Below are 16222 nucleotides of genomic sequence, written 5' to 3' on the forward strand. Positions count from 1 at the left end.
TAAAATAGGTATAATGGTGCAAGAGTAATGCTGGGCGTCAAAAGAGGGGAGTGGGCTGATGCAAATTCTATATTGCGGGGATGACGGCATGTTTGAGGGCGTTGTGTTATCAACGCTGTCCTTGCTGAAACACCAAACTGAGCCGCTCAACATCTTTGTGATGACGGCAGAAGTGGCCAAACCAATTGGCAAATATACCGGCTTTACGGATGTGCACATTAATCAACTTGAGTGGTTGGTGCACGAACATGATACTAATAGTACGGTGACAAAGCTAGATATCACTGACTTATTGCAAAACTATCCTTTAACCGCGAATGCGACCACCTTTTTTACACCGTATAGTATGTTGCGCCTGTATGCAGATTTAGTCCCGCAACTTCAGGGCCGGGTGCTCTACCTTGATGCCGATGTTCTGTGTCGCCAGTCGTTTGCGGAGTTCTATCATCAGAATTTGGCTGAGATTGAAGTCGTGGGTGTCTTAGACTTTTACGGCAAGTGGTTCTTCCATCATCAGCTGCGCAAGTTTGACTACATCAACTCTGGCGTATTGTTGATGAACTTGGATGTCCTGCGGCAAACCAAATTATTACAGAGGTGTCGGCGCCTGTGCCGTTACCGGCCAATGTTAATGCCAGATCAATCGGCCTTGAACATGTTGGCGCACAACAAGCGGCTGGCACCTAGTCGGTTTAATGCCCAAAATGGGATTGAAGCTGACACCGTTTTTCACCATTTCAGTGCTAACTGGGTGGCGTGGCCAGTGCCACATACCGTGGCGATCAAACCGTGGGAACAAAAAAAGGTCCAAACGGATTTGGGCCTTCATGACTATGATGATTTATATGCTGAAGCGAAGCGCATTATTCACTAACCTGAATAAGCGGTTCGCTTTTTTGAATTTGGCTTTCAAAATATTGCCGGTATAACGGATGAGTTTGCAAGAGCTTGGCATGGGTCCCGGCACCACTGATACGCCCATTTTCAATGAAATAAATTTGATTGGCATCCATGATGGTATTGATGCGGTGGGCAATCACGAGCGTTGTGCGATTTGCCATCAAATCGCGGAGGGTGGCCTGAACGGTTTGCTCGGATTGGGGGTCCAAGCTCGCCGTGGCCTCATCGAGCATGAGAATTTTGGGATTACGCAAGAACGCTCTGGCAATTGTTAAGCGTTGCTGCTGGCCGCCAGAAACGGCCATCCCACTGTCACCGACAATGGTTTCAAGTTGGTGCGGCATCGCTTGGACGAAATCCTTGGCGGACGCTTGGGCGAGGGCCTGCCAAATTTGGTCATCAGTGACGGTCGTCTTCAGGCCATAGGTCAGATTATAGCGAATGCTACCAGAGATTATGGCATTGCCTTGGCCGACCAAGCCCAATTGTTGGCGCCAGTTAATAAGATTGATATCAGCGATATCAGTGTTGCCAATGGTGATTTTGCCTTGGTCGGGCGCGTAGAAGCGTTCCAGTAAGTTGAAAATGGTCGTTTTACCGCTACCGGATGGCCCAACAAAAGCGATAGTTTCATTGGGTTTAGCTGTAAATGATAAATCATGCAGCACTTCTTGGCCATCAGGGTAGGTAAAACTTAGGTGGCTGGCGACTAAGTCCTGTCCGGCCACGTCAATCGGCATGCCACTTGTGGTATCTTCTTCAGCCACGGCCATGAGGGCTTGAATTTGGTCAGTAGACCCGCTAGCTTTCGCCACATCAGTCATAAATTGGCCCAAATTGGTAAATGGTACAATCAATTGAATCATGTACATCAAGAAGGCCATCAAGGTCCCCGTATCCATTGTGCCCAGACTAATTCGATAAATCCCATATGCTAGAACTGAAATAACCAGCGCCAACATAATCACACTTGTGGTGGGGCCAACAACGGAATCGTATATTGCTTCTTTAACCCCAAGGCGATACAGCTTCTGCATTTGGTTGGCGCCACTTTCTTGTTCACGGTCAGTCGCGGTGGACGATTTGACCAGGCGGATTTTGCCGAGGACTTCACTGATGGAGGCATTCAAGCTGGCGAGTGCATCTTGGCGCCGATGGGCGATGTTTGATGATAGGCGAAAAATCGGCAATAAAATAATGACAATCAGCGGTACGGCAACAAACATAATCAGGGTCATTTGGAGATCCATCATGATCATGAGACCTAAAGCGCCAATAAGTTGAAGCAGGGATGTTGCTGTGCGCGGCAGCGAGTCAGCCAGCAGGTTCTTGACTTGCATCGCGTCATTGGTAATCCGCGAGGGGATTTGGGCCGAGTGGTGGGCGTCCAGGGCAGGAACTGATAGGGCGAGTGCTTTCTGCCATAAGCGAATCCGCAGGCGATAGACCACGTCTTCACCAAATATCCCTAGGAAACTGCCAGACAGGGCGCCGAGTAGAATGCTGAAAACGAACAGAACACCAACAAAGCTCAGTAATTGAAGATTGACACCACGGGCGATGCGGTTGAGAAATGATTTGGCGAGCAAAGGCACCCACAGTTGCAAACCAACCGCGACGGCGCCAAACAGGAGCCCGAACCAAAGATTGCGATACTTCGGTTTGATGAGCCTGATGAGGCCGATAAACTGGCCAATGTTGAATTTAGATGTATGGGCCATACCCTTCCTCCTTGCTTTAACCGCGCCAACCGGCGATGTCGCTGGGTGCAAATGTATAATCAAGTGGCACATGATAGGCTGCCTCATAGGCGGCTTTTTTCTGGGCATAGTCAGTTTGCATCATGGCTTGACTGTTGTGTTTGACGTCCAATGTGGCATTCGGGAACACTGGATCAAGCACATGCAGGCGATAGCGAACCTGGTTGAAGCTGGCCGAGCCTCGTTCTGGTTTGCCCAGGTCAATGATTTCAATGAAAAATGAGATGATTGGCACGTTGAACATGGCAGCATAATAATAGGCGCCGCGTTGGGGCATTCGCGGTTTACGGTAGTTCAGCCACATTTCTTGTTCAGGATAAATTAGAATCGGTACCCCGTGGTCTAACTGCTCTTTGAGCAGCTTGGGAAAGTCGCGGCCCATATAGTTATACATATCCGCAATAGGGATGGTGTTGGAATATTTCATGAAGAAGCCGAGCATTCCTGTCATTTCAAAATTCGTAATTTGACTGACAATCGCCATTTTCTTATAGCCGGCTTTATGAATCGCTAAGCGGACTGCCGTGTTCTCCAAGGGATTGAAATGGTTACTCGTGATAATGCCTGCTTGGTTGAGTCCCTTGATTTTATCCAAGCCGATGATATCCGTCCGCCGATTGATTACTGGTGCCGCCCAGTCTGCTGCTTTCGTCGCCATGAGTGTTTTGACTTTATAGCCGCTCGTCTGCCGCAGACGCAAATAATTCTGAATGTCTTGGGCAATTTGCTTGCGATCAACCACAGGATCATTCACTTCAACCTTGCGATGAAAGGCTTGATCGGCGACGGCTTGTTCAATGTTTTGGATGATTTGGTCTTTTGAATCAGGCATTGGCGTTTTGTTCGGCTAGGACAGTGCGAAGCGTGGGCTGGGTTGTGTCATTGGTTAATTGGACAGCGGTGGCCATCAACCGAGCGATTTTTTGATCGTTTTGCTGATGGTCGGCGTCAGTCGTTCCACGTAACTGTGATTCTAAGACATCATAATACGAGGTTTGCTTCGCTGTCCGCCAGAATTCATCAGCAAAAGGGACATCTCGATATTGCCAAGGTTTCTCAAACAAATTGTAATGGACCAGCCGAGCCGGGTGGAAATTGGCCGGCATAACAGCCGTTTCAAGATTCCATTCCATTGGCAATTGATAAAGGTCATCTTTGGCGAGGGCATTAATATAATCTTGGTCTGGGGCAATCAAGGTGAAATGATATGTCGTCAACAATTGCAGGAAGGTATCCGTGAAATGCGTGTCGCGGAATTTCTTCAAATCCATCAACAAGATGCCTGAATTGACGTACAGGTGGGGATTGATGCCGACGACTTGGGCCGCATAAGCCGATACGGTCGGATCGGTGGCAATAAAGCGATCATTAGCGGCGCCAACGAGCGCGCCCAGCAAATCGATGTCATACAGTTTGGCGATATCATCGCGGACGAGAATATCAGCATCCAGGTAGATTGCTTTATCGAATTCGGGGAACATGTCGGCGATGAACAACCGATAGTAAATCGTGAGCGTCACGTAGTCCGCACGTAATTTATTTTGGTCATTGTCGAAGCGCTCGCTAAAGCGTTCTTCAAGAGGGATAAAGCTGATTGAAACATTCTCCGTTGCCAATTGGCCCAATTGTTCTTGATTGTCAGCGGAGAGTTCTTGGTACAACACCATTAATTGATAGTGGTTGGTTGACGCCGCGTGGTTAATCAATGATTGCATTGCTACTGCTAGACTGGCAGCGTATTGGTCATTAACTGAGAAAAAGATTGGAATATTAGTTGGCATAATAGTGCTCCTTGGACATTAGATTTGTTGGTAGTGAATGTATTCATATGTATTGTTTTGGCTGCGTTGAACCATGCAGTCGTGAATCGTCGTTTGCAAGGCTCGCTGCCGCGCTTTTGGTGGTAAGGACTCGTCAGGGTAGAACGGGCCATCCACATAAATTGTCGCCCGCGGTCGCCGATGCCAACGTGAATGCTGATAAGTGGTTGTCATACAAAAAACTGGGGCCGGTGTTTCAATGGGATAGCGGAATGCTCCTGTGGCAAAAGGTCGAATGGTCGTGGCATAGGGCCAAACATGTGCTTCTGGATAGATAAATAAAGCTTGCTGATTTGTGATTGTACCCGTCACAGCTTTCAGGAACGGCCGATATTGATGGAGATTTCCTGGAATAGGAATGACGCCGCCCAACGGCAACAGTGAACCGATGATCGGCAGCTTAAGATTCACCGGTGCGATCAAGACACGCGGCCGCTTGGTTAGCCAAAATGGCACGAAGACATCGCCGACTGGCGACGTGTGGTTGCCATAGATATACATGCCTTGGCCACGGAACGGCGCGAGCACTGACTTGTTTTCAATCTTAGTATGGAAAATCCAGCGACAAATGGGTGTCGCAGCGCATTTAACTAAGCTTTGTAGCAGGTGACTAGCCGCATTGAAGGTAGCTGATCGCTGGTAGCGGTAATCGGGAGGTAATTGATAGTCTTGGTGTTTAGTGATGACGATGTCGTCAGTGAGTTGATGGTAGAACATCGTCTTTTGCGCTTTGGGCCGCATTTTACCCCTCCCTTCATCCTCAGCCTCTTAGAAGTTTAGCATTAATTACAATATTTGTGACCCTTATTAATGAAGCAATGTCTACTGGGATTGTTGAAAAGCCGTTAAAGACGCGTATACTAGACAGAATTACAAACAATGAATAGGAGATTATGATGAAAAACGTCTTAATTTTAGGGGCCAGTGGCCAAATTGCACAGATGGTAACTGATGAGTTGAAAGACAAAGTCAATTTGACCCTGTTTGTTCGAAGCCCCCAGAAGTTGATTGGTAGTAAAGAACCAGCAACAATTGTTCAAGGAGACGCCCTGAACGTCGACGAGCTGACGGCAGCCATGAAAGGCCAAGACTTAGTGTATTCCAACCTTGGGCCTGATCGCATGGCCGAAATGGCTAAGGTTGTAACCCAGGCGATGAATAACGCCGGCGTCAAACGACTCATCTGGGTCGCGACAGCTGGCATTTATGGTGAAGAGTCAACTGATGAGGGCTTGGCTCGGGCCACCCAAATTTTCGGGGCTTATGATGACCCGAGTTCGTATTTCGGGGATGAACGGGTCGGTGCTGACTACATCGATCAAGCGGCTGACATTAATGCCACCATTATTCGGCCCAATGCGCTCACTAACGCCGATGTGCTCGAGAACGTTGTTGTTGATGGCCGCAATGACCGAATTCGCCCAAGCGCCCAGCCAATTTCGCGCAAGACCGTGGCGCATTTCATCAGCCAATTAATTCTTGATGACACTCAGTACCAGAATGATTCCATTGCCATTAGTCAAGGTTAAGACCCAAAAAAGAGATTGTGAGGACCCAGTACGGGTGTCACAATCTCTTTTTTTACATGGTTAGGCGAAATTCTTCAAAACTTCGTCAGCTGTTGCATGAATATTGAGCGTGGCTTGGCGGTCAAATTCAGTTGCAGCAGGGTTGATTTGAACCAATGGTACCTGTGTATTGACGCGGTCATAATAACCATTTGAGCCAATGACCAACACCATATCGGCTTGATCCATCCACTGCATGGCGTTTTGAATCGCGTTTTGCGAAGTTCCGATATGATGATAGGTTGGACCGGGCGAAATTAGACTTCCGTCGACAGGGCAGTAAGGTACACCGCCTTGATTCAAGGTATTGATGTCATACTGGTGCCCATTCTCGATGCAGTGGTTGTCGTTGAAACTATACCAAATATCTGCCACCTTGTTGTTGCCGGCCAACTCGTGCAGGTAGTCAACATTAGTTGTCACCACAGCATCGAGATGTCCTGTTTGTTCCAACTTGGCTAGCGCTTTGTGGGCAATCGTCGGCCCGTTTTGGAAGATGGGGCCGAGAAAATTTTTGTGCATGGCCTGATAGAACTCTTCTGGGCGTGCTTTGAGGTTGGCTTTTGAGGAAATCAGAGCGCTGGTCGCGTGGGAAGTGTGCATAAGATCATTAATTCCCGCGGACGTTGAAATGCCGGCCCCGGTGAGGGCGACAATGTGATGATGGCTGTTAATGAGTTCAGTCAGTTGATTAATCTGTTCATTTAATGTGTGCATGTTCATGCCTTCTTGCATAAAAGGATAAGGTGAATCGCCGTCGGTCCCAGGTTCAGACAGACCAATTGAGCCGCGGTTGGCCAAATCTGGTTGATTGATTAACTTAATGATGTAGTCCGCGATACTTGCTCGGGTGATGACGGTGCCGCGGAAGGTCTCACCTTTAACGGTGGTCTCGTAATTAATTTCGGGCCGATTAGACATCCACGCTGGCCGCAGGATGGTGTAGTTGATATCAGAAGTTTCAATCAAGCGAGCCGCTTCCTTAAAGTCGGTCAAGCCAAACGAGGCATTCCATTCGCCGAATTTACCAGGGACTTCATCATAAATTCCCAGACCAAGAATAAAGATGAGTCGAGACACGTGATTTTTGTGCATCGCCGAAACAATGGGCTCGACAAATGACGCGAGTGGCCCGCCAAGGCCAACGACAACAATATCTTGATCGACGAAAGTATCATCTAAGTCAGTTTGAGAAGTTGCATCGCCTTCAAAGATTGAGACCGGTGCTTTAATATTGCGCGTATCGATTCGACTCGCGTTTCGCAAAAAGAGGGTCAAATGCACATCGAAATTGTCTTTTAATTGATCTGTTAAAACCCGCATGGTGGCGCCGTTAGCGCCGATGAGAATGACATTAGTCATGATCTTCCTCCAATAAAATTGCTCGCAGTGATAATTGTTTAATTTGTTCAAAAGGGACGTCAGCGCTGGTGTAGGCCCCATTTTGTAAGTCGATCAAATACTCAACGACTGGCGCATAGGCATAGTTCAGCAATGCTTGATAGTCGGTAGCAAAAAAGGCATGCTGGGCGATGCCGTGGTTAACAAAAACTTCTAGTGACTCGAAACCACGCATGGCTTCGGATTGCGGGATGGCCAGTTGTCGCAGGATTGCGGTTTGGCCGAATTCGCGAATGAGCAACAAGTCATCCAGATGCTCTTGCCCATAGGCGTAAACCAAATCGAGAAAGCGGCTGAGTTCTTGTTTCGGATTCCCTTCAACATCAATCGTTGTGATAGCTTTTGCAAGTCGTTGCTTCCGGTCCAAATACAGGGACCGCAACATATCATCTTTGTCCGCGAAATACGTGTACAGGGTACCAGAGGCTATTCCCGCAGCTTTAGCGATTTTGCTCAGCGAGACCGCTGCCACGCCTTGGCTCATGATAATTTCACTTGTGCTGTCAAGAATGCGTTGGCGCTTTTCGTCATCTTGTGGCCGCATAAAAGACCTTCTTTTTGAGATTTTAATTGATTAATCAATCAATTATGATGAGTATAGTCTGATTTAAACTAAATGCAAGCAAAATCGTTTGGGCCGTCATGATTGATATTTCTAAAATCTCTGACTATATTGATTGTGATGGTAAAGGAGGGAGCTCAATGCAAACATTCAAAGTTGGAGACGTCGTGCAGTTGCCACAAAAGCCGTGGCAAGGTGTGACAGGCGTTGTGGTTTTCTATGATGCCAAGCGCGATCAATATCTGGTCCGTATTGGGGCAACACAACAAGTTTACTTCAAGGCAGACGAAATCAGCTTGTTTAATCAATAAGGAGACACCTAGTTCGGTGGTTACGACCGACTAGGTGTTTTTGAGTGGTTGTTCGCTTCGGGTTATTGGCATGAATTGCGAAATCTTAATGCGACGCAAGTCATGAAAAATGCTATATTGTAAATAAGTGAATGGCGGTCTGACGGGATTCTTTTAGTGTATTCCCCGTGCATACGGGGGTGATCCTACAATCGAAAAGCATGGCAATATTGTGCTTGAGTATTCCCCGTGCATACGGGGGTGATCCCAACAACTATTGAAGAAATTTTGCGCCATAGCGGTATTCCCCGTGCATACGGGGGTGATCCTGACATGGATATTTTGTTGAACAAGGTTTTGGAGTATTCCCCGTGCATACGGGGGTGATCCCAATGACGCGACACATAAGGGCGTAACAATCGTGTATTCCCCGTGCATACGGGGGTGATCCCGTAATAGCAATGACTCCCTGAATAATCAATGGGTATTCCCCGTGCATACGGGGGTGATCCCTATGACTTCAATAAACGGAAAATGCAGAGCCTGTATTCCCCGTGCATACGGGGGTGATCCTTGACTTTGGTTTTTCGGCGTCAGTCTTGGGCGGTATTCCCCGTGCATACGGGGGTGATCCTATCCATCAAAGGGACGGTGGCTTTGTCGGCAAGTATTCCCCGTGCATACGGGGGTGATCCCATTCAAGCCATGATTGATTCAGTTGAAGCCTTGTATTCCCCGTGCATACGGGGGTGATCCCGACTTCAACAAGAACTTTGAACGTTACCTTGAGTATTCCCCGTGCATACGGGGGTGATCCCAAGCGATTAGGTAACCAGGTCATTTCCTATCTGTATTCCCTGTGCATACGGGGGTGATCCCTTGGATTTGATACCTGTGGTCTTGATGTAGTCGTATTCCCCGTGCATACGGGGGTGATCCTGGGGCGTATTTTTATGCCGCCGACTACACGGAGTATTCCCCGTGCATATGGGGGTGATCCTTGCACCTCCTCGGCAGTGGCGCGGTCCATTGTGTATTCCCCGTGTATACGGGGCTTTTTTATTGCCCAGCGCCAAGTCGCTGGGGTGAGGCACACCAGTTGACACATTCCAAAAAAGGTGTTTTAATGGTTTAAATAATTAAACCAAAGGAGAAATTCATGGCTGATTTTCAGCATTTAGAACAGGAGTTCACTGGCGTCAGCGACTTCTTGTCGGCGCTAGGGGATACGAAGCGACAAGCGATTATCGTTGCGCTCATCAATGATATCGGGCACGAAGAAATGCAAGTGACCGATTTAACTGAGCTGCTCGGCCTGTCACGGCCAGCAGTGTCTCATCATCTCAAAATTTTGCGTGACGCCCATCTGGTTGAATACCGAACAGAGGGGACCCGCAATTATTACCGCCTGTCACATGACCTGCGGGAAATTACGAAACTACAAACACTATTGGCAGATGTCGTTCAAATAATAGAGAGAAGTAATCGATCATGAAAAAAGTTCTCGTTGTCGAAACAAACGTAACGCACTATGGCAATACTGATGACCCCACCGGATTATGGCTGGGGGAAACTGCTGAATTTGTCGATGAAATGCAAAAAGAGGGTATTGGCGTCGACTATGTCAGTCCCAAAGGCGGTTTCGTCCCGCTGGATCCACGCAGTATGAAGTATGTTGATCCCTCAATCATGAAGTTGTATGAAACCCCAGATTTTCAACAGCGCGCACTTGTCAAAACGCTGAGCCCAGCAGAAGTGAACCCCGATGACTATTCTGCCATCTACTACGCTGGCGGGCACGGGGTGATGTGGGATTTCCCAGATGATCCTGACTTGCAAAAGATTGCGATGCGCATTGAAGCTAACAACGGCTTTGTGACCTCCGTCTGCCACGGGGTTGCCGGGTTGTTAAATCTCAAAAATCAAGATGGCTCTTATTACATTGCTGGTAAAACGCTGACCGGCTTCACGAAAGCTGAGGAAATCCTAGCTGGCAAGCAAACGGTTGTGCCTTTTTATAACAAAGTTGAAGCTGAGAAGCGCGGTGCGAACTTCAAGCAAGTGCGGGCGTACAAAGACTATGCCGTTCAAGACGGCCATTTGATTACCGGCCAGAATCCATTTTCAGCCCGTTCAGTAGCAAAACTGTTACTGAAGAATCTCAATGAAGCCAAATAAAAAACGTGGTTCTACTCCCTGGGAGCAGAACCACGTTTTATTTTGTCTTGAAGATCTCGGTGATGCCAGCTTCAAATGAGGTAACCTTGAACTCAGGAAAGCGGCTTTTGAATTTGTCGCTGACGAAGATATTGTCTTCGCCATACCGTGGCAACAATTCGAAAAGTTCTTGTATGCGCTGATTAAATGGTCGCGCTAGGCGAAACACTAACATTGGAATCGCGCTGACTTGGTGCGTGGTTTGCGTGACTGTATCAATCAGTCCAATAAAATCGCGATAGGTGATTGGCGTATCTGTTGGCAAATGCCAGGTCTGGTTGTAGACGTCGGGTGTATTACCGATCAAAGCCATCGCGCGACTCGCGTCCGGGGTCCAGATGAGGCTGCGCCGTTTGTTTTTGCTTAGTGGGACAAAGCCGCGTTTGCCTGCTTTGAGATTCTTAATCAACATGGTGTTGGTAATGCTTTGGGTTTTCCCAGGCCCGTAAAACTCGGGCGCGCGACAAATGACAGCGGTCAGGCGGCCAGATGCCATTTCCTCCAGAATAGTCTGGGCCATTTGCGCCCGCACAGTCGCCTTGCGACCGACCGGCTTGAAGGGTGTGGACTCTGTCTGGGGCGTCGCATCTTTGGGATACATATAGGTGTTATCGAAGAAAACCAGTTTACTATTGTTGGCTTCAACTGCTTTAATCACGTTGGCCAAGATAGTTGGAAATTGGGCCTCCCACATGTCCGAGTTCATCGGCAGGCCGACTGTGAAATAAACAATGTCACTACCAGCAATCGCGTGATTAGCTTGATCATAGTCGAGTAAATCAGCTGGGATGACTTCATCTGTTTCGTGTAATTTTTGTGGTTTACGACTCACTAATCGAATTTCCTGGGTATAATTTTGATACAGGGCATTAGCGAGCTCTTGACCAATCTGGCCGTTACTTCCGAGAATAGTCTGCAATTGTAAAACTCCTTTGGATTAATGGTTTATATTTTTAAACCATTAAACGACTTTTGGTGCTGCTTGTCAAGGATGCGAACCGTGCTTTCCCGCGAGGGAAAAGAAGACAGCATCTATAAGTTTGCCCATTTGAAATTAGATAATTTATCCAGCTAATAGGCAAAAGAAAATTTTGCTGTTGCCATAATAGCGTTTGCATTACAATGATAGAGTAAGTGTGGGGGAGGACACGTTGTAATAATTATTGTTCTGAATGTTTAACTGTATCTCGTCAGGCTGGACCTCAGCGTGCGAGATTGAGATGGGTGGTAGAAGTGTTGAACACTAGAGAAATCAATGCATTGTGGGCTAAAAAGAATGTTCAAGATGGCGTCTATCAGTGGCTGCCATTAATTACGCATCTGACCGATGCCAAGAATGTCATTGAGTATCTGTATAACATCTGGCTGTCAGATGGACAGCGGAAGGCGATTGCTGGTGATTTATCGGATGAGGCTGCCCACCAATTAGTTAGATTTTTGGGCGCTTCCCATGATATCGGGAAGGGCTCCGCGGCATTCCAAACCCAACCTTCATATCGGCACGATAAGGGGTTGGATGACGAAATCATGGAGGAACTGATTCGCAATGGCTTTCAGGGAATTGCGGATTTAAATTTAGCCTCAAGGCGAGATTCTCCTCACGCATTGGCTGGTGAAGCAATCCTCGATTACTTTGGCGTTCCAGAATCAATCCGAGCGATTATTGGTGGTCATCACGGAAAGCCGGGCGATTCTAAATCTGTTAAGCGAGATCTGAACGTCCACGCGAGCAATTATTTTGGGAATACTCGGGATCCACAAAGCAAGGCTCTTTGGGAAAGTATTCAAAGCAGTCTCTTTGCCTGGACACTCAGTGAAGCGGGCTACGCAAGTGTGGACGAAATTCCCGAAGTGACCCAGCCTCAAGCTGTTCTACTTGAGGGGTTGCTCATCATGGCTGATTGGTTGGCATCAAGTGAGTTTCTGAATGATGACCCAGAGAAACCGCTGTTTCCGCTAATTAGTCTTAACGAGACGATTGAGGACATTGAGGCAAAGACGCGTTTTCAGTCGGCTATGACCAATTGGACGTTAGAAGATAATTGGAATCCAACAAAGGTTGACCTACAGGCCGATCCATATAAGCAGCGCTGGGGTTTTGATGTCCGGCCAGTCCAAGCAAAGATGACTCAGGCGATTGCCAAAGCCAGTGATCCGGGTGTGGTCATTGTTGAAGCACCAATGGGAATTGGAAAAACTGAAATTGCCTTGCTAGCTGTCGAACAATTGGCCTATCAGACAGGACGCAACGGCGTCTTCATTGGCTTGCCAACCCAGGCCACGACGAATGCGATGTTCAGCCGGGCTGAAGCGTGGTTAGCGAAAATCGCAGCGGAGAATCACGAACAATATAATATCCGGCTGATGCATGGGAAGGCTCAGTTTAATCAAGATTACACACAATTACCCCGTGCTCAAAACGTTGATGATGAGCAAGACGGTGCTGTCACGGTGAATGCCTGGTTCTCCGGAAAGAAGTCAATTCTGACTGAGTTCACAGTTGGCACGATTGATAATCTGTTGCTGATGGGGCTAAAACAGAAACATCTTTTCTTACGGCATCTGGGCTTTAGCGGCAAGGTCGTTGTCATTGATGAAGCGCATGGGTTTGACAGCTATATGAATAAGTATTTGTATAAGGCGCTTGAGTGGTTGGGTGCCTATCACGTTCCGGTGATTATATTATCAGCAACGCTCCCGGTCGCTAAGCGCCAACAAATGCTGACGTCCTATCTACTAGGTAAGTATGGCGCAAGGGCAAAAATCCAATCACAGGTTCCAGACTGGGAAACGACGCAAGCCTACCCATTATTGAGTCTGTTAGACGGGATGGAGCTAGTTCAAGAAACAGACTTTGGACAATTGACCAATGGATCTGAGGTTCAAATTGAATACCTACAGGCTGATGACGAAGCGCTCGTGCAGCACATCGTAGCTGAGATTGCTGATGGTGGGATTGCAGGTGTCATTGTTAATACAGTGAAACGCGCTCAGGAACTGGCGGCGCTGATTCCTGATGATGTTAATCGACTCGTGCTGCATTCTGCTTTTTTGGCGCCAGACCGAAGTGCCCGGGAATCCGAACTATTGGACTTGATTGGCAAACACGGTAAACGGCCTGACCAGATGATAATTATCGGTACACAGGTGCTGGAACAGTCATTAGATATTGATTTCGATGTATTGTACACCGACATTGCACCGATGGATTTGATTCTGCAGCGTATTGGCCGATTACACCGGCACAAGATTGATCGTCCGCAACAATTGCAAACACCGAAGACTTTTATTTTGGGCGTGGCAGATGACGGCTATGGAGATGGGAATGAAGCCATTTATAGCAAGTATCTGTTGGCAAAAACAGATTACTTCTTACCGAAGCGAATTCGCCTACCGGCAGATATTTCGCCTTTAGTCCAAGCAGTGTACACGGAGGAGACCGATACAGAGATTGTCGGAATTGACCGGTTACGGGCAGACTTCGATGCACTTCAAGAAGAGAAAGAATCCCGGGCTCAGGTTTTTCAGATTCATCAGCCCAAGCTTAAATTGGGTAGTTCAATTCATCGTTGGCTTCAGCGGTTACCAATGGATGTTAATACAAACGATCAAAAGGCTGCTGCTGCAGTTCGTGACATTCAAGAGAGCATCGAAGTTGTCTTATTAAAGCAGGTAAATGGAGAGAAGTTTTTGTTAGATGGCCGAGCCATTTCGCAAGTTAGTGCTCAAGAAATTGCCCAGCAAACGATTCGGCTACCCAATGCAGTCACGCCAAATATTGATCGCGCAATTGATGAATTGGAAAGAGCCACTCGCAAACAATATTCTCAGTGGGAGACTAACGTGTGGTTAAAAGGAGCGCTTGTGCTGACGCTCGATGCACAGCAACAGGCCACTCTTGGCCAGTGGCAATTACAATATTCGGGGGTAACCGGACTGCAATATGCAAAGGAGGATACAATTGACGAAACCAACGAGCTTTAATTTAGTGACTGACCCGTGGATCAATGTGATTGATAATCAGTCAAATCAAGAAGTCACCGTGTCGTTGTCGACGCTATTTCAAAACGCGCAACATTATCGACAATTAGCGGGTGAAATGCAGGCCCAAGACTTGGCGATTCTCAGATTACTCTTGGCAATCCTGACGACAGTATATTCACGTTTCAATGCCAACGGGGAACCGTATGACTGGTTGACAATCCAGCCTGACACGATGATTGCCACGCCAGATGTTGATCAAGGCATTTATGCTGAAGATGCGGCGACTGAACTGCTAACCACTTGGGACGATTTACATCAGGCGCAGCAGTTCTCAGACGTTGTGCAAGATTACCTAACAACTTATCAACCTCGATTTGACTTGTTTGGCGACCAGCCATTTTATCAAGCCACGACGGCCGGATATGATGCTGCTGTGCCAGATGATAAAAAGATTTCGCTGGATAACCCTAAAGGAACTGTGGGTATCAAGCAAATTAACCGCCGAATTTCTGAAAGCGGGAATTCAGTTGCACTGTTCTCACCCCGATCTGGCGCAACCAAAGATAATTTAACTCTGCCGGAGTTAAGTCGTTGGCTAATCACTTATCAGAATTTCACTGGAGTGACTGATAAGACAAAGATTGTCGCGACTGATAAGTTCTCGGCGCCGCTTGGCTGGTTATATAGTCTTAATCCAATTTATGCCATTGGTAAGAATTTGTTTGAAACATTGATGCTAAACCTAGTCTTATTGAATCCTGATAGTGATGCGGAAGATGTCTATCACCCCCAACAACCAGTTTGGGAGGTTTCAAGTCTGAATGATTACTTGGAAACGCGAAAAAGTCTGCATCGGCCAGATAATTTAGCCGAGCTGTACACGACATGGTCCCGGTTGATTCACGTTGAGTGGGATGAGTCAGACTATCCAATTATTTTTAGTGCTTCAATTCCCCAATTTTCGGATGAAGATATGTTTATCGAGCCGATGACCACTTGGCGTTATGATAAAAAGACTGAGCATTTTCGGCCGGCCATTAAGGGCTTGCGGAATATGAATCGAGCCATGTGGCGTAATTTTGGGAGTTATGTCCGTATCAGCCAGAGCCAGCAAGAAGCCAGCCAGCAACGAGAACCAGGAATTGTCAGTTGGCTGCGCTATCTAAGAGAAGAAAGTGACAGTCTGGGGGACAACCAGCTTACGTTGGCATCTGCTACACTGATTCGCGACGACAATGCGACTTCACAAATGCCTGCGGCAGAGCTAGCAGACGAAATGCGAATTGATGCTGCAGTTTTTCTCGATGATCGCGAAATGGATAATTGGGCTCAACGAATTGAAGAAGTCGTTGATCAAACTCAGAAAGTAGGGGACGATTACCGACACTTTATTAGTAATATCGCAGACTTAAAAAATCGGAAAGAACCCCGAGAAACGGAGAAGGCTGTGGCTCAGTTTTATGACCAACTAAATGAACCATTCCTGCAGTGGCTTGCTAGTTTGACCATTGACGACGATGTTGACAGTCGCATCTGGGATTGGCGGAAACAGTTGCATCAGATCGCGCTTGATTTAGCAAAAGCGCAATTCGATAACAGCACGCCCCGGGAAATTACTGGTGTCTCTGATGGAAACGTTGAGAATATCTTCACCGAATATAACCGATTTATGCGGTTCCTAAATCAGCATTTGGATTTATCGAAAAAGGGGGATTAGTTT

14 protein-coding genes and 1 CRISPR repeat array are annotated in these 16222 nt (G+C 47.3%); of the genes, 7 read left to right on the forward strand and 7 right to left on the reverse strand.

Translation table 11 applies throughout. The features are described from left to right. Positions 1-58: 58 nt before the first annotated feature. Positions 59-874, forward strand: coding sequence for a glycosyltransferase (locus tag FC34_RS05440; RefSeq protein ID WP_083479255.1), 816 nt, complete (start codon positions 59-61; stop codon positions 872-874). On the opposite strand, the gene FC34_RS05445 is transcribed toward FC34_RS05440, so the two are convergent. The 4 genes from FC34_RS05445 to FC34_RS05460 are packed head-to-tail and all read right to left on the reverse strand — an operon-like array spanning position 864 to position 5221. Continuing rightward, on the reverse strand, positions 864-2621 hold the full coding sequence (locus FC34_RS05445; protein WP_057894386.1) for an ABC transporter ATP-binding protein: 1758 nt from the start codon (positions 2619-2621) through the stop codon (positions 864-866). The two genes, FC34_RS05440 and FC34_RS05445, sit on opposite strands and share 11 nt — an antisense overlap. Before the next feature lie 16 nt (positions 2622-2637). After that, positions 2638-3492 carry a 1-acyl-sn-glycerol-3-phosphate acyltransferase gene (locus FC34_RS05450; RefSeq protein ID WP_057894387.1) on the reverse strand — a complete coding sequence of 285 codons (855 nt, stop codon included), beginning with the start codon at positions 3490-3492 and terminating at the stop codon, positions 2638-2640. After that, positions 3485-4441 carry a glycosyltransferase family 8 protein gene (locus tag FC34_RS05455; protein WP_057894388.1) on the reverse strand — a complete coding sequence of 319 codons (957 nt, stop codon included), beginning with the start codon at positions 4439-4441 and terminating at the stop codon, positions 3485-3487. Before FC34_RS05455 ends, FC34_RS05450 begins: the two co-directional genes overlap by 8 nt. Before the next feature lie 18 nt (positions 4442-4459). After that, positions 4460-5221 (reverse strand): lysophospholipid acyltransferase family protein, encoded by a 762-nt coding sequence (locus tag FC34_RS05460; RefSeq protein ID WP_083479256.1) that lies wholly within the window; start codon positions 5219-5221, stop codon positions 4460-4462. Positions 5222-5376: 155 nt separating this feature from the next. Here FC34_RS05460 and FC34_RS05465 point away from each other — a divergent pair, with 155 nt between their 5' ends. After that, positions 5377-6009 carry an NAD(P)H-binding protein gene (locus tag FC34_RS05465; protein WP_057894389.1) on the forward strand — a complete coding sequence of 211 codons (633 nt, stop codon included), beginning with the start codon at positions 5377-5379 and terminating at the stop codon, positions 6007-6009. Between the two features lie 60 nt (positions 6010-6069). Here FC34_RS05465 and FC34_RS09555 read toward each other — a convergent pair whose 3' ends face one another. Beyond that, positions 6070-7410 (reverse strand): NAD(P)H-binding protein, encoded by a 1341-nt coding sequence (locus FC34_RS09555; RefSeq protein ID WP_162259767.1) that lies wholly within the window; start codon positions 7408-7410, stop codon positions 6070-6072. After that, a complete protein-coding gene (locus FC34_RS05475) occupies positions 7403-7993 on the reverse strand; it encodes a TetR/AcrR family transcriptional regulator (RefSeq protein ID WP_057894390.1) in 591 nt (196 codons plus the stop codon). Before FC34_RS05475 ends, FC34_RS09555 begins: the two co-directional genes overlap by 8 nt. Before the next feature lie 158 nt (positions 7994-8151). On the opposite strand from FC34_RS05475, the gene FC34_RS09765 reads away from it, so the two are divergent. The 3 genes from FC34_RS09765 to FC34_RS05485 all read left to right on the forward strand — a co-directional run bounded on the left by FC34_RS09765 (position 8152) and on the right by FC34_RS05485 (position 10479). Further along, positions 8152-8322, forward strand: a complete 171-nt coding sequence (locus FC34_RS09765) for a hypothetical protein (protein ID WP_169790023.1) — start codon at positions 8152-8154, stop codon at positions 8320-8322. Positions 8323-8480: 158 nt separating this feature from the next. After that, positions 8481-9301: a CRISPR direct-repeat array (repeat unit 28 nt; unit sequence GTATTCCCCGTGCATACGGGGGTGATCC). A 159-nt stretch (positions 9302-9460) separates the two neighbouring features. Continuing rightward, entirely contained in the window at positions 9461-9796 is a 336-nt protein-coding gene (locus FC34_RS05480; protein WP_057894391.1) for an ArsR/SmtB family transcription factor, read from the forward strand. After that, entirely contained in the window at positions 9793-10479 is a 687-nt protein-coding gene (locus FC34_RS05485) for a type 1 glutamine amidotransferase domain-containing protein (RefSeq protein WP_057894392.1), read from the forward strand. The genes FC34_RS05480 and FC34_RS05485 overlap by 4 nt, the downstream gene beginning before the upstream one ends. A gap of 37 nt (positions 10480-10516) precedes the next feature. On the opposite strand, the gene FC34_RS05490 is transcribed toward FC34_RS05485, so the two are convergent. Then, on the reverse strand, positions 10517-11437 hold the full coding sequence (locus tag FC34_RS05490; protein WP_057894393.1) for an NAD-dependent epimerase/dehydratase family protein: 921 nt from the start codon (positions 11435-11437) through the stop codon (positions 10517-10519). Positions 11438-11751: 314 nt separating this feature from the next. On the opposite strand from FC34_RS05490, the gene FC34_RS05495 reads away from it, so the two are divergent. Both FC34_RS05495 and FC34_RS05500 read left to right on the forward strand, forming a co-directional pair. Next, positions 11752-14502, forward strand: a complete 2751-nt coding sequence (locus FC34_RS05495; RefSeq protein ID WP_057894394.1) for a CRISPR-associated helicase/endonuclease Cas3 — start codon at positions 11752-11754, stop codon at positions 14500-14502. Then, positions 14480-16219 (forward strand): type I-E CRISPR-associated protein Cse1/CasA, encoded by a 1740-nt coding sequence (locus FC34_RS05500; RefSeq protein WP_235803404.1) that lies wholly within the window; start codon positions 14480-14482, stop codon positions 16217-16219. The genes FC34_RS05495 and FC34_RS05500 overlap by 23 nt, the downstream gene beginning before the upstream one ends. The last annotated feature ends 3 nt before the right edge of the window (positions 16220-16222 follow it).

Origin of the sequence: Lacticaseibacillus brantae DSM 23927 (assembly GCF_001436115.1) — a bacterium.
GTDB classification, from domain to species: Bacteria; Bacillota; Bacilli; order Lactobacillales; family Lactobacillaceae; genus Lacticaseibacillus; species Lacticaseibacillus brantae.

Excerpts from the sequence above, each read along its gene's own strand:
- FC34_RS05440 (WP_083479255.1), top strand. The coding sequence starts at position 59 with ATGCAAATTCTATATTGCGGGGATGACGGCATGTTTGAGGGCGTTGTG.
- FC34_RS05445 (WP_057894386.1), bottom strand. The coding sequence starts at position 2,621 with ATGGCCCATACATCTAAATTCAACATTGGCCAGTTTATCGGCCTCATC.
- FC34_RS05450 (WP_057894387.1), bottom strand. The coding sequence starts at position 3,492 with ATGCCTGATTCAAAAGACCAAATCATCCAAAACATTGAACAAGCCGTC.
- FC34_RS05455 (WP_057894388.1), bottom strand. The coding sequence starts at position 4,441 with ATGCCAACTAATATTCCAATCTTTTTCTCAGTTAATGACCAATACGCT.
- FC34_RS05460 (WP_083479256.1), bottom strand. The coding sequence starts at position 5,221 with ATGCGGCCCAAAGCGCAAAAGACGATGTTCTACCATCAACTCACTGAC.
- FC34_RS05465 (WP_057894389.1), top strand. The coding sequence starts at position 5,377 with ATGAAAAACGTCTTAATTTTAGGGGCCAGTGGCCAAATTGCACAGATG.
- FC34_RS09555 (WP_162259767.1), bottom strand. The coding sequence starts at position 7,410 with ATGACTAATGTCATTCTCATCGGCGCTAACGGCGCCACCATGCGGGTT.
- FC34_RS05475 (WP_057894390.1), bottom strand. The coding sequence starts at position 7,993 with ATGCGGCCACAAGATGACGAAAAGCGCCAACGCATTCTTGACAGCACA.
- FC34_RS09765 (WP_169790023.1), top strand. The coding sequence starts at position 8,152 with ATGCAAACATTCAAAGTTGGAGACGTCGTGCAGTTGCCACAAAAGCCG.
- FC34_RS05480 (WP_057894391.1), top strand. The coding sequence starts at position 9,461 with ATGGCTGATTTTCAGCATTTAGAACAGGAGTTCACTGGCGTCAGCGAC.
- FC34_RS05485 (WP_057894392.1), top strand. The coding sequence starts at position 9,793 with ATGAAAAAAGTTCTCGTTGTCGAAACAAACGTAACGCACTATGGCAAT.